Annotated in this window: 11 protein-coding genes and 1 pseudogene; 10 read left to right on the forward strand and 2 right to left on the reverse strand. The window is 59.2% G+C overall.

What is annotated here, in order from left to right:
- Together nocM and RS75_RS23810 are read left to right on the forward strand one after the other, a co-directional pair.
- Window positions 1–359: pseudogene (gene nocM / locus RS75_RS23805) on the forward strand (nopaline ABC transporter permease NocM); the annotation flags it as partial.
- A gap of 114 nt (window positions 360–473) precedes the next feature.
- The gene (locus RS75_RS23810) at window positions 474–1394 is read left to right on the forward strand and encodes a LysR family transcriptional regulator (RefSeq protein WP_045025073.1); all 921 of its coding nucleotides are present in this window, start codon (window positions 474–476) and stop codon (window positions 1392–1394) included.
- A gap of 119 nt (window positions 1395–1513) precedes the next feature.
- Here RS75_RS23810 and RS75_RS23815 read toward each other — a convergent pair whose 3' ends face one another.
- The gene (locus tag RS75_RS23815) at window positions 1514–3469 is read right to left on the reverse strand and encodes a hydantoinase B/oxoprolinase family protein (RefSeq protein WP_045025074.1); all 1956 of its coding nucleotides are present in this window, start codon (window positions 3467–3469) and stop codon (window positions 1514–1516) included.
- A gap of 3 nt (window positions 3470–3472) precedes the next feature.
- A complete protein-coding gene (locus RS75_RS23820) occupies window positions 3473–5509 on the reverse strand; it encodes a hydantoinase/oxoprolinase family protein (protein WP_045025075.1) in 2037 nt (678 codons plus the stop codon).
- 602 nt (window positions 5510–6111) lie between these two features.
- On the opposite strand from RS75_RS23820, the gene RS75_RS23825 reads away from it, so the two are divergent.
- The 8 genes from RS75_RS23825 to RS75_RS23865 all read left to right on the forward strand — a co-directional run.
- Window positions 6112–7230, forward strand: a complete 1119-nt coding sequence (locus RS75_RS23825) for an NAD(P)/FAD-dependent oxidoreductase (protein WP_012654952.1) — start codon at window positions 6112–6114, stop codon at window positions 7228–7230.
- Window positions 7227–7520 (forward strand): (2Fe-2S)-binding protein, encoded by a 294-nt coding sequence (locus RS75_RS23830; protein ID WP_045025076.1) that lies wholly within the window; start codon window positions 7227–7229, stop codon window positions 7518–7520. Before RS75_RS23825 ends, RS75_RS23830 begins: the two co-directional genes overlap by 4 nt.
- Complete coding sequence (locus RS75_RS23835; RefSeq protein ID WP_045025077.1) at window positions 7517–8935, forward strand: FAD/NAD(P)-dependent oxidoreductase; 1419 nt, start codon at window positions 7517–7519, stop codon at window positions 8933–8935. Before RS75_RS23830 ends, RS75_RS23835 begins: the two co-directional genes overlap by 4 nt.
- Before the next feature lie 47 nt (window positions 8936–8982).
- Window positions 8983–9939 (forward strand): arginase, encoded by a 957-nt coding sequence (rocF, locus tag RS75_RS23840; protein WP_084687199.1) that lies wholly within the window; start codon window positions 8983–8985, stop codon window positions 9937–9939.
- Window positions 9940–10015: 76 nt separating this feature from the next.
- Entirely contained in the window at window positions 10016–11098 is a 1083-nt protein-coding gene (locus RS75_RS23845; protein ID WP_045025079.1) for an NAD/NADP octopine/nopaline dehydrogenase family protein, read from the forward strand.
- A gap of 47 nt (window positions 11099–11145) precedes the next feature.
- Window positions 11146–12207: an ornithine cyclodeaminase gene (locus RS75_RS23850; RefSeq protein WP_045025081.1), complete on the forward strand. Its 1062-nt coding sequence runs from the start codon at window positions 11146–11148 to the stop codon at window positions 12205–12207.
- Window positions 12208–12226: 19 nt separating this feature from the next.
- Complete coding sequence (locus RS75_RS23855) at window positions 12227–13531, forward strand: DUF3422 domain-containing protein (protein ID WP_012654947.1); 1305 nt, start codon at window positions 12227–12229, stop codon at window positions 13529–13531.
- A gap of 295 nt (window positions 13532–13826) precedes the next feature.
- On the forward strand, window positions 13827–14050 hold a 224-nt coding region (locus RS75_RS23865), incomplete at its 3' end, for an autoinducer binding domain-containing protein (protein WP_045025088.1).

Consider the following 14050-nt stretch of genomic DNA (forward strand, 5'->3'; position numbering starts at 1 on the left):
CTCTCGGGCAGATCGAAGCCGCGCGCGCTGTCGGCATGTCCACAATTCTCCAGTTTAGGAGAATTGTGTTCCCGATCGCCATCCGGCAAGCGTTGCCGGCCTATGGCAACGAAGTCATGCTCATCATCAAATCGACGTCGCTTGCTTCGACAATCACTATCGTCGAAGTGACCGGTCTGGCGAAGCAGATCATCTCGGCCACCTACAGCCCGGTCGAAGTGTTCATCGTCGCCGGTGCGATCTACCTGTTCATCACGTTCATTGTCAGCCGCCTGGTCATTCTGGCGGAGTGGTGGCTCAATCCGCACATGCGCGCCCGGGTGGGCGGAACGGCTCCGAAGGCCGTGGAGACGCATTAGAACTTGGAAATCCCCGTTGGATTACCGATCGAAAGAGTGCGCTCGGGCGAATGTCGACGTAACATTCAAATCTTAGGGTTTGAATGTTACGTCGCTTTGTATTGGTGAGCGGAGATGTCGTATCAAATAGAAATTGGAAGCATCCGCTGTTTTGTCGTTGCCGCTGAAGAACTACATTTCCGCAGAGCCGCGATCCGACTGAACATGTCGCAGCCAACGCTCAGCCAGCAGATCAAGCGGCTTGAAGAGCTTATGGGGGTGCAACTGTTCATCCGCTCTACGCGGCGCGTGGAGCTGACGCGTGCGGGAGCATCATTCCTTGATCACGCGCGCGAGATCCTTTTGAAAATCGACGAGGCGATCCTCAATGCCAAGCTGGAAGCCGGCGGTCTCAGTCCCGGCGGAGAAGAGCTGATCATCGGAGCGATCAGCCCGGCCACCAGTCAATTGCTCCCCTTGATCTTGAGCCGTTTCCGGCAAAGGTTTCCCAGGACTAGGCTTGTCATCAAAGAGGTCGATTCCATAGAGCTTCTGCGAGGGATCGAGCGCGGTGACTTCCATGTCGGGTTGATGCGACCGCCATCCAACAGCAATCTGGTACGGTTTCAGCACCTGTTGTCGGAACGATTTGTTGCCGTCATGCCCCGCCAATCGGTACTTGCGAGAAAAACCGCGTTGAAATTATCAGATTTCGCCGGACACGGTGTTTTCGCGCTCAAGCGCTTCGAGCTATCGTGTTTTGAGACTGTATACGAACAACTTGTCGGCGCCGGCCTGCTGATCGAGAACGACATAGCGGTTTCCGACACCAATACAGCTCTGGCCCTGGTGACTGCCGGCGTCGGGATCACGTTCCTGCCGGAGTGGGTGTCTGCGATGGCCCCTGACGGCGTTGTTACCCGGGTTGTAAACGATATGTCCGTCGAAATTTCGATGGCCGTGGGCTGGAATCCAGATTGCCCGGTTCCAGGGATACTGCCTTTCGTCGAGTTTGCGACGTTGGCTGCGCAAAACCTGATTTCAGCGCGAAAATAGCGGCGCTTGTGAAATCCTGAATGAACAAGGGATGCCTCCTGGAGGAGGCGTCCCTTCCAATAGCCGCACTTTCTGACGACCGTTCACACTAACTGCTTACGATCACAAGACCACCGCCGCTACAACCGGCCGGCTTCTTCGGCGATGACTTGATCCAGTTTCACGGCATCGACCCGCTCACCTTTCGCCAACAGGCGGTGATGAACGCGATCGACGAGCTGGCTGCGGATGCGCTGTTCATAGGTCAGTGCCCGCGATGCCAGTTCCCTGCGTGTCTGCTGCGACCACACCAGGTCCTGACGCTGGCGTTCGATGCAGAAATTGAAGTCGACTGACCTTCGGTTCCCGCGTTCGCGGCGGTGTTCCGCGGTCGCCGCCTCGTCGATCTTACCGTCCCGGTCGAAGACGACAGCATAGACGTCGGCGGCCCGCTCCGGGGAAAGCATGCCGTTTTCGATCTCGCGCGCGATCGCCGCCACATCCCGCTCAAGAGGTTCGCCGAACGCCCCGCCTGTGGAACTGGTGATCCTGAGAATATCGCCCTGTCCGAGCTCCAGAACCGAGATCTTGCCGACCGATCGCTCATCGGGTCGGCCAGGATTGACGACTGCCTTACCCAGAAGACCGATCTCTCCCCCCTTGAAGCCCCACGGCGCGAACACAAACCGGTTCAGGTTTCTGACCGTTATGACCGCGCGATTTGACGTGTTTTCCATTTCGATTTCGAGCGCTGCGCCGCTGGTGAATCTTCCCGCGCGGCGACTGTCCGGCACGAGGCGGAGCGCCCGCATGACCAGCACCGTTTCGATCTCGATGACTTCGACTGGCACGCTGCGCTGTGAGTAACGTACTTCCGATCCGTCCAGGCCGTCAACGCCACGGCGGGCACCGCCGCCGCCGTCGATCGTACCCACCACGTTGACACGGTCACGGCCTGTACGAGGATCGGGAGCCGAAACGACGATAACCCCGCTCATACCGCCACCGGCTGCGGCAAGGCCCTCCGGTAGTGCCTGATTGAGGCACCCCAGGATAACGTCGTAGGCGCGTGTCGCTGATGCAGCACGAGACCCGCCGGATGCGGGATAGACCGCGTTGAGAACCGTGCCGCGCGGAGCATGGCCGTGGATCGCCCGCAAGATACCGGAGTTGCGCGGCGTCAGCGGATCAACGGTCAGGATGTAGGCGTAAAGGCACTGGATAATGTAGGGGTGGGTGGTTGCCCCCGTTACCAGGTTGTAGGCGGCCGCCAATTGCGGATCCGTGCCGGTAAAATCAACCTCGATCTCGCTGTCCTTCACCGTCATGGTCACGCTGAAATAGGCCAGTTGACCATCATGTATCCCTTCAAGATAGTCCGAGAACGTGTAGACACCATCCCGAATCGTCCTGATCACCGCGCGGGACTTGGTCTCCGCGTAGTTGATGACGTCCTGCATCCCCTCCTCGACACTCTCACGATCATATCGCTTGCAAAGCTCGCTGACGCGCCGGTCCATGCTCTTCAGGCCCGAGATCATGGCCTGAATGTCGCCCCACAACTCGGTCGGAATTCGGCTGTTGTCCTGAAAAATCGACTTGATCGCTTCGTTCAACACCCCTCCTTCGTAGAGCTTCATTGGCCTGACACGGAGGCCCTCCTGGAATACTTCCGTGAAGGCTGGCGAGATACTTCCTGGAACGGCGCCGCCGATATCGGACGCATGGACAAATGCCCAGCCGATCGCGATCAGCTTCTCGTCGTAGAAGATCGGATAAAGCAGCGTAACGTCCATCAGGTGCGTCACCAGACCGTCCGTCGCAAAGGGATCGTTGGTGATGATGATATCGCCTGGCTTCAGGTTCTCCCGGCCGATGGCATCCAGCGTCGGCTTCAACGGTGAGCCGACGAAGACATTGACGCCAGACAACATCGGATAAGCGAACATTTCGCCTTCGGCAGTCGCAATCGCACACTGGTAATCCTGCACGATCTTAACAAAAGTCGTGTGGGCGGTGCGGTAGATCGCGGCAGAGGCTTCTTCGACAATCGCGTTGAAGCGATTGTTCATGACGGCAGTACGAACGGCATCCATTGATCAGCTCCGGGTCATGAGGATTGCGCCAAAGGCTCCGACGCGGGCAACGAACTCTGGCGGAACGACGATCGTCGCATCACGCTGCTCGATGACGGCCGGCCCCTGGATCGCATCGTTGGGGGTGAGAGATGCGCGATCGAAGACGCGTACCTCGGGAATAAGTTTGTTGTGGAATCGCATCGAACGAACCGTTTTGAGCGCACCGCCAGCCCCGGACGTTTCCGGTGTTGTGGGCTGAGGTATCGACATCGATCCACGCACGCGCATGCGCAGGTCGACGAACTCGACTGGTGCCGCTTTGTCGGCATGGCTGTAGATGCGTTCGTGCTCTTGGTGAAAGGCGGCATGCATTGCGGCAATGTCGTGCGCTTCGATCGCCGTATCCGGCAGCCGCACGTCGACCTGGAAGGACTGCCCGACGTAGCGCATCTCGGCCCAGCACTCGAACGTTTTCGACACGAGACGCTCCGGCGGTGCTTGCCGCGATAACCATTCGGCTCCCTGCTCGCGAAGGACCTGAAACTTCTTCGCGATGAGAGAACCATCGATATCAAGGCCGTGGACGGTTTCGAGCGCGTCATTGCTCAAATCAGAGACAAGGCCCCCGAGGGCACAGAATACGGAAGGTGTCGCCGGCACAAGAACGCGGTTCACGCCGATCTCGGCCGCAAGGAGCGGCCCCTGGATCGCGCCAGCTCCGCCGTAAACGAGCACCGTCAGATCTTCGGGATCGACGCCCTGGCGTGCGAGATAAGGCAAGACACCGGCCACCATGTTCGAGCTTGCGACGGTGACGCACATTTCCGCGGCGCTGAGGACGTCCGTCTTGAGAGTCTCCGCAATCGGCGCCATAGCGCGTTCGGCGGCATGACGATCGAGCTGCATATCGCCGCCAAGAAGGGCTTCAGGCAAATAGCCCGCAAGTAAAAAGGCATCGGTCAGCGTGGGTTCCGTGCCGCCTCGGCTGAAGCAGGCAGGACCGGGATAGGACCCAGCACTGCGCGGGCCGATACGCAACACCCCGCCATCAATCGTGACGACCGAACCGCCGCCTGCGCCGATCGCCTCGATGCTGGTAACTGGCATGACAACCGGAAACTCACCCACCTCGGCCGAAGTCGAGGTCAGAGCTTCACCATCGCGCACGAGCGAGATGTCAGTGCTGGTGCCACCCATGTCCATGGTGAGGATATTATGTTCGCCCAAGGCGCGGCCGAGATATTGCACAGCCGTCACGCCAGACGCCGGACCCGAAAGAAGCGTATGGACGGGGAAGTTGCGCGCCTCACTGGCGGCCATCGCACCACCGTTCGAGCGTGTGACGAAAAGTTGCGACCCTGGCAACCGTTCAGCCACATAAGTTTCGACCGCACCGATATACTCGTTCATCCGGCGCTTCACGAAAGCGTTGAGCACACTGACGATCGCTCTTTCGTATTCTCCGATCCGCGGCCAGATCTCGCTGGACAGGCTGACCTCGGCATCTTCGCCGACCGCTTTACGGATAGCCCGCGCGACCGCTTGTTCATGCTGCGGGTTGGCGTAGCTGTGAAGCAGCGCGACCGCATAGCCGGCAGCACCTGCGTCGGCTGCACGACGGGCAAGTGCCTCGACTGCGGCCTCGTCGATCGAGGTTCGAACCAAGCCGCCGCGCAGCAGTCGTTCCTCAACCTCGAAAACCATCTCGCGATCGATCAGCGGCCTGGTTCGGGTCTCGAACAGGTTCAGAGGGTTGCGGACGCCGATCCGCTGCAGTTCGAGCAGATCCCTATATCCCTTCGTTACGAAGAACGCGATCTTCGGGCCTTTTCGCTCGATTACGGCATTCGTGCTGACCGTGGTGCCGTGCATGACGAAGGCTGCCTCGCCCGGCTCGGGCGCGAGCCGTTCCAGTAGTTTTTCAAATCCCTCGCGGAAACCGTTTTCGAAAGCGGGAGGAGTCGAAGGAACCTTCAGAGTGACGATCCTGTCCTCTCCTTCACGCCACCCGCAAAAATCTGTGAACGTCCCACCGATATCAACGCCGATTCTAAGCATCTGCCGCTCACCCTCGCTTCTTCAGTTGGTCGGCCTGCGGGGTATTTCGAACTATTCTGATCTGCATGAAACCTGTCTCCGTTCTGGAATGATCATCGCGATATTTCAGCGATGAATACGCTGCTCACTCCGCTTGGAGAATTTGCATATCCCACCGATTGATTGGCAACGGCAATCAATCGGAACGGATGAGACTCGCCTGCTTTATAGAAACTGAGGGCGACGAAGGTGACTGAGATCGCGTCCTGTCGCTCGAGACGGCCCTAGGACCATGCCGCCTTCATAACATTTGAACATCGCCGTATGCCTATTACTGCCCTTGTAGCATGGACGGCAACGCCTTATCCCTAAGCTGGAAGGCAAGAATTCCAAGATAGCCAGATCTGCAATCGACCCGCTTCACATGGTGATCATCTGTTCAAGACTGATGAAACCGAAGCAAAGAAGGTCCTCAAAACTTGGCCGTCAAACGGCGACAGCTGGACACACTGTATAGCCGACCGCACGAGGATTGAAGGATGCGTCTGGCTCACTGGGGGCTAATGGCCACGGATCGAACGTTTCGCCCGGGCACGGAAGCCTTCGTATTGTGAGAAGGTTAAATGGATCACGAGTTCGAGACGGCCATTGTTGGCGGCGGCGTAGTAGGCGCCGCAATTGGATACGGGTTAGCCAAGTTGGGGCGCCGGGTGATCATCATCGATGGCGCGGACGATGCGCTGCGTGCGTCCCGAACAAATTTCGGCCTGATCTGGGTTCAAGGCAAGGGCGACGAATATCCTGAATATCATCGCATCACGCGGCAAAGCGCTGAGCTGTGGCCAGGTTTTGCCTCCGAGTTGAAAGAGCTGACCGGTGTCGACGTAGAGTACCGCCGCAACGGTGGTTTGCTCTTTTGTGTGTCGGAAGCTCAGGCGGAAGAAGAAAAAGCCATCGGCGAGAAGATGGCTGCCATTCATCCTGACTATCGTTTCGAGATGCTGGAGCGCTCGCGCCTTGAGCGCATGCTTCCCGACATCCGTCTCGGGCCGAAGGTGTGTTCAGCGTCGTTCAGTCATATGGACGGTGACGTCAATCCTCTCCTGGTCCTTCGCGCTTTGCTGGAGGGATTTGTGCGCCTCGGTGGAACCTTGGTGACGGGCGAACACGTCGACAGCATCGCGCCCACGCTTGGTGGCTTCCGACTGGCAACGGATGGCCTCACGATAGAAGCGGAGCGGGTGATTATTGCAGCGGGAAATGACTCCATGGCTTTTGCCAAGAGCCTGGACCTTCCGCTTCTGCTCGTTCCGGAAAAGGGGCAGCTTCTCATCACGGAACGGGTCGCCCCGGTATTTCCTTACGCCGCCAGCGGTATTCGTCAGACTATGACGGGCACGTTTCAGCTCGGCGTTACGAATGAACGTGTGGGCCGGTCTACCGATGTGACAGCTGGCGGCGCACGTCATATCGCCAATCGCGCGATCAGTGTGATGCCTGACGTCGGCGCGTTGCGTGTCATACGGCAATGGGCGGGACTCCGCGTGCTGACCCCGGATGGGGTGCCGGTCTACGATCGGTCGCGGCGATACCCCGGCATCCATGTCGTCGCATGCCATTCCGGCGTCACCCTTGCCGCTCTGCATGCGGGTCCTTTTGCCGAATGGTTGGCAGCCGATGGAAGGGAGCCATCCTACGACGCTTTCCGCGGCAGCAGATTCAAGATGGGGATCGCGGCGTGACGAGTGAAGTTCTCTTTCCCTCCGGCCCAAGCGTGGAAATCACCATCGACGGTCGAACTGTGACCGCTCGTGATGGGGAGCCTCTGGCCGCCGTCTTTCTGCGTCTGGACGACATCCATACGCGGACCTCCTTTCCTTCCGCCCAGCCCAGGGCGCCCTACTGCATGATGGGCGTCTGTTTCGAATGTATCGTGCACATCGAAGACATCGGCACGACCCGAAGCTGTCAGCAAACGGTTCAAGCCGGCATGAGGGTCGAACGCCATGACCATCCGAAGAGGCTGAAATGAACCATCATTCGAGCGCCGACCTGTTGATCGTCGGAGCCGGCCCCGCTGGCATTGCCGCCGCGAGGCGCGCTGTGCGCGGCGGTCTGTCCGTCATCCTGCTGGATTCGCAATCACAGCCTGGAGGTCAGATCTGGCGCAATGCCGGCCGCAACGCGACGAGCCCGGTCATAAACGTTCTGGGGGCGGAATATCGACGCGGTATCCGGCAAATCGAAGCATTCCTGGCCTGCGGCGCCGACTACATTCCGGAGGCTCAGGTAAGCAGGCTCAGCCAGGGTTGGACGGTGGAATATGTAAAGGGTGGAGAAATTCGTTCTGTCATGGGACGGCATCTCTTGCTCGCTATGGGCGCACAGGAACGCCCGGTTCCGTTCACCGGCTGGACGCTACCCGGCATCATGACGGTCGGCGCCGCACAGATTCTCCTTAAGACGGCGGGCCAACTGCCACGGGGGCCAGTTGCCGTGGTCGGGAGCGGACCTCTTCCCCTACTATACATGCAGCAGATGCGGCTCGCCGGGACAAAGCCCGTCGCTTATCTCGATACGACCCCTCGGGGTCTCATCAGCCGTTCGCTGCGCGGTTTTCGCGGGGCGCTAAAGGAGCCCGGCCAAATCCTGAAAGGGATTGCCTGGTTACCGCAGTTCAGTGGCGTTCGGCACGTACGCAACGTGGTCAAAATCAGCGCCGAAGGAAGCGGACGACTGGAAACTGTACGGTTCGAAACTTCAAACGGCAGGTCCGACCGATTGGAGGTCAAATCCCTTCTTGTACACGAGGGGCTGGTGCCAAGCCATCAGTTGGCCGTGTCGGTCGGCGCGCAACTGATGTGGGATGTCGGCCAGTCAGCGTTCCGGCTTGAGCGCGACGAGTGGATGAACGCAGGTCCGGACGGACTGTACATAGCCGGGGACGGTGCTCGGATCGGCGGCGCCGTCAATGCCGAGATCGAAGGAGAGATCGCCGCGACCGGTATCCTTCTTCGTGACGGCGCCCTGACGGCCGCTCAGGCGGATGCCGAGACAAAACCGCTAAGGGCACATCATGCCGGGCAAAAGGCGTTCCGGCGATTTCTGGATGGAGTCTATCCGCCGAATATTGCGCGGACCCAGCCGGACGACGCAACGATCGTCTGCCGGTGCGAAGAGTTGAGCGCGGGCGTGTTGAGGGAAGCTGCTGTCCGTGGCGCTTGCCGAGGCCCTAACCAGCTGAAGAGTTTTACACGCGCGGGCATGGGTCCCTGTCAGGGAAGGCAGTGCGGCTACCCGGTGCACGAACTGGTGAAGTCCGTCGCCGGTCTGACCGCTGGCGAGGTCGGCCTATTCAATCCGCGGCCTCCCTTCGTTCCCTTAACGGTATCGATGCTTGCAGCTCAGCAGGCCGAGGAAGTCGTTTCAGCGTCGACACATGAGTGATCGTTCGGCCATCGCCACAGCGTGGTGACCAAAGGTGCAGTCAAGAAATGAACGCCTCGCGGCGTCGCAAGGAGAATGAGTTGAAGACGTGCCAAATCCTGGGAGCCCCCGTTCAAAGCGGCGCATCCCAACCCGGATGCCTGATGGGGCCTGATGCTTTTCGGACTGCCGGCTTGTCGCGAGCTTTGACGGAACTGGGCTGGGTCGTCACTGATCTCGGAGATGCGACGCCGACGGCGGAGCCCGAAATCAGTCACACCAATTCCGCTGTTAAGAACCTCGACGCTATGGTGGGATGGACGCGCAGTCTCTCCAAAAAAGCGCTGGAGATGGCCCGCAGCTGCGATCTTCCGGTTTTTCTCGGCGGCGATCACTCAATGTCTGCCGGCACCGTTTCCGGGGTGGCCGAACGAGCGGCCGAACTCGACAAGGAGCAATTCGTCCTCTGGCTGGACGCGCACGCAGACCTGCATACCCTACACACGACTGCAAGCGGCAATCTTCATGGCACGCCGGTCGCCTACTATACGGGCCAGCCTGGCTTCGAAGGGCTACCGCCGCTGGCAGCGCCTGTGGATCCCCGCAACGTATCCATGATGGGGATTCGCTCGGTCGACCCGGAAGAAAGGCGCCGGGTTGCCGAGATCGGTATCGAAGTCGCCGACATGCGGGTTCTGGACGAGCAAGGCGTCGTACGCCCGCTGGGCGTCTTTCTTGACCGCGTGAGCAAGGCCAAGGGCAGATTGCACGTCAGCCTCGACGTCGACTTCCTCGATCCCGGGATTGCGCCGGCGGTGGGCACCACGGTTCCGGGCGGGGCGACTTTCCGAGAGGCACACCTCATCATGGAGATGCTCCATGACAGCGGTCTCGTCACCTCGCTCGACCTTGCGGAGCTCAATCCGTTTCTGGACGAGCGAGGACGTACGGCCCGACTGATGACCGATCTTGCCGCGAGCCTGTTCGGCCGGCGCGTGTTCGACAGGGTGACAACAGCATTTTGACCACCGGGTGTGGCCCGGTGCGATCGAGGTTTGCCTCTCGCATCGAGACAAACCCTTCGAAACCAGGAGGAAAAAGATGAAGGTTGGAATCGCCGGAGCAGGATCGATCGGCATTGGGTATGCGGCGTTCCTCTTGCAGAATGGACATGAGCCATTGATCTGGTCGCGTTCACGCGAAAGAACTGCTGCTTTCTCTGCCGGCGCACCGGTGAAGATCACGGGTGCGATCAGCACGGAGTTCCACCCGCATATCTGCACGAACGCCGAGGAATTGGCCGAAGCCGATGTGATCGTGCTGGCGCTGCCCGCCTATGGTCACCGCTTTGTTCTCGACGCTCTTCTGCCGCACCTCAGCGCACGTCATTCGGTGATCATCAGCGCCCATCTTTCCTTTGCGGCGCTCTACCTCGCCAAAGGGTTGGCCGAGCGTGGAATCGAGATCCCAATCACGGCATGGAGCACAACTGTGCTGACATGCAAGCCGCGGGAGGCGGATACGTTCAACATCGGCGCCATCCGGGCAAAGGTCGATATGGCGACCGTGCCGGCACGTTTCGCAGGACGGGCGCACGAAACCTGTGTCGCTCTGTTCGGTGATCGCTTCGACGTGAAGGACGATATCCTCACGATCGCATTGAGCAATCTCAATCCCCAGGACCATATGGGCATCGCGCTGTGCAATCTGTCACGTATCGAGCGAGCTGAGGAATGGGGTCAGAACACCAACGTCACGCCTGCTGTCGGCCGCTTCCTTGAGGCGCTCGATCTGGAGAGGCTGGCAATCGCTTCCGCCTTCGGCAAGACGGTCCGATCCACCTTCGATCACTTCCGATTGTCGTTCGACATATCCGGCCAATCCGTTTCGGAAATATCGTCGATCCTGGTCGAGCGCGGAAGCGACCCGGCAGGCCCAAAGAGCGTTGATACTCGCTACGTGCTCGAGGACGTTCCCTTCGGTCTGATCCCGACCCTGCATCTGGCAAAAGCAGCCGGCCTGTCTGCACCCTTGCATGAAAGCGGCGTGCAGATCTTAAGCGCCTGCTACGGACGCGACTTCTCCGAAGAAAACGACCTGCTTCCAGACCTCGGCCCGCTCGATCTGCCCACGCTCAGGAAACGGGTAATCGCCGGGTACGCGATCACGGACGAACCCGTGTGATCCGGGCTCGTCCGACAGTCCATCAAACCAATGAAGGGGGCCAAAAGATGCCTGCAATTGCCAACCTCAACATCGTTCCGTTCATCAGTGTTGAGAACATGATGGATTTGGTGGTCAGCACCGGGGTCGAGAACTTCCTTGTTCAACTGGCCGGCTACATTGAAGAAGATTTCCGGCGCTGGGAAAGCTTCGACAAGATTCCACGCATCGCCTCGCATTCGCGGGACGGCGTGATTGAACTCATGCCGACGAGCGACGGCACCCTCTACGGCTTTAAATACGTCAACGGCCACCCGAAAAACACGAAGTCGGGACGCCAGACGGTGACCGCGTTCGGCGTGCTCTCCGATGTCGATAGCGGCTATCCGCTGCTGCTGTCGGAAATGACAATCCTGACGGCCTTGCGAACGGCCGCAACCTCCGCGATCGCGGCAAAATATCTGGCGCGTAAAGATGCGCGCACGATGGCGCTGATCGGCAACGGTGCCCAGAGCGAGTTCCAGGCGCTCGCCTTCAAGGCGCTGCTCCGTATCGATCGGATACGGCTTTACGATATCGACCCGGAGGCAACCGCTCGCTGCAGCCGCAATCTCCAGCGGTTCGGGTTTCAGATCGAGGCGTGCACCTCTGCGGAACAGGCGGTCGAAGGTGCCGATATCATTACGACAGCGACGGCCGACAAGCACAACGCCACGATCCTGAGCGACAATATGATCGGGCCCGGCGTCCACATCAACGGCGTCGGCGGCGACTGCCCGGGCAAAACCGAGATGCACCGCGATATTCTGCTGCGTTCGGATATCTTCGTGGAGTTTCCGCCACAGACCCGGATTGAAGGCGAGATCCAGCAACTCGCGCCCGATCATCCTGTTACCGAACTTTGGCGCGTCATGACTGGCCAGGACGTCGGCCGAAAGAGCGAAAAGCAGATCACGCTTTTCGACAGCGTCGGATTTGCGATCGAGGATTTTTCGGCGCTGCGCTACGTCCGCGACCGCGTTGAGGGATCAAGCCACAGCAGCCCACTCGACCTTCTAGCCGACCCAGACGAGCCAAGGGATCTTTTCGGAATGCTGCTCCGGCGGCAAGCCCTGCTGGCCGCGTCCTGAACCTGGGAAGGCTCACAATATGACATCCCCGCCTGAGAATTCAACACAAGCGCTCTCGCCTCATCGCGATCGTGCATCTGTTCTCGGCGAGGTTCATGCGCGCCCGTTTCGCCCGATCGAAACGCCAGCCCGTCTTGTCCATTTTGCCTTTCAATCCGTAGAGCCTGACAGGGATGCGGAGCGCAGGATACTCTCGGCGCGTTGCGAGGAAAAAGGCCGCGGGCCTATTCCGACCCACGCTCGACATCACCGCGTGTCATTCGAGAACGTTCATTTGCGCTGGGAACGGCACAACGAATTCACGACATATTGCTGGTACTACAAACACCCTGGACCAGAGGGCTTATCGCTCGCGGCGGCTTCCATGGCCCCGGAAATGTATACGCTCCCCCAGCCCGGCCCGCACCTCGTCGCCGTCGATCTGCATATTGTCGAAGCATCTTCCACACCCGAGCTGGGCACGATTTTCGCGAAGGAATCCCTGTGCGTTATGACCGCTGAGAAGGGAGCGGTCACCGTTGCGACGGATTTCAAGCCGGATAACCATGGCTTCGTGAAAATCCTGGTCATCAACACCGACGTGACAGCCATGCGCATCGGTGCGCTGGTGCAGCGTCTGCTGGAACTCGAGACCTATCGGCTGCTGGCACTTCTATGTCTTCCGGAAGCTCAACGGTTGGAGCCTTCCATCCGGGAGATCGAAAACGCGTTGGTAGAGACGACCCAGGAAATGACAGGGGCTCTCGCACTGGAAGACAACGAACGTCTCTTGGACAAGCTCGTCGTCCTCGCTGCGCGACTCGAGGCAGGGGCCGCGAAGTCGTTGTTCCGTTTCGGGGCTAGCCGTGCCTATCAGAACATCGTGCTTGGCCGGATCAGCGCCATCGGCTTCGAACCCGTGCCCGACCAGGAAACTTTCCCGGCGTTTCTCAACCGAAGAATGGCGCCTGCATTGCAGACCTGCTTTTCGATCGAGGAGCGACAGATCAACTTGTCGCGGAAGCTGGCGCGTGCAACTCAGCTGCTCCGTGCGAAGGTCGACGTGGCGATGGAAAAGCAAAATCGCGAGATTCTGGAGAGCATGAGCGAGCGGGCGCAACTGCAGTTGCGATTGCAGCAGACTGTCGAGGGTCTCTCGATCGCCGCTGTTAGCTACTATGTTGTCGGTTTGCTCGGATACGCCTTCAAGGGTGTGTTCCATACTCTTCATTTTTCAAACGATGAACTGGCAATGAGCATTCTAAGCCCGATCGCGATCGTGGCTGTCGCCTTGTTTGTGCGGCATCGCACGCGACATACCCATTTGGCACCAAAAACGCCCTAGCAGGCATGAAACAGGCGGTTTGAGAAGCAATTCTCGGATCGGTGCTGGAACGAGAAATTCTGGAGACAACAGATGGCTGAGCGAGCCGAGGGCAAGTCTATCACAGAACAGGAACGCGAAATCAATCTTCTCACGAACTACCGGCCGATTGGAATAAGCGCGGTTATGTCTGCCTGCCTTGCACAGAAACGTTCTTCGGCAGCTTCCGCTGAACCAATTGACAGCGGTCGGGCAGCTGGCTGTCGGACGAACAGCGACGACGAGGATACTGGCAACGCCTAGAAGGAGATAGAGAATGCAGCATTGGCTGGACAAGCTGACCGATCTTACCGCAATTGAGGGCGATGAGTGCATCCTCAAAACGGGACTGGCGGACGTCGCCGACCATTTCGGCTTCACCGGCTATGCTTATCTCCACATCCAGCACAAGCACATCATCGCCGTGACCAACTATCATCACGATTGGCGGTCGCTCTACTTCGACAAGAAATTCGACGCTCTCGACCCGGTCGTCAAACG

This window comes from Rhizobium nepotum 39/7, assembly GCF_000949865.1.
GTDB lineage: Bacteria > Pseudomonadota > Alphaproteobacteria > Rhizobiales > Rhizobiaceae > Agrobacterium > Agrobacterium nepotum.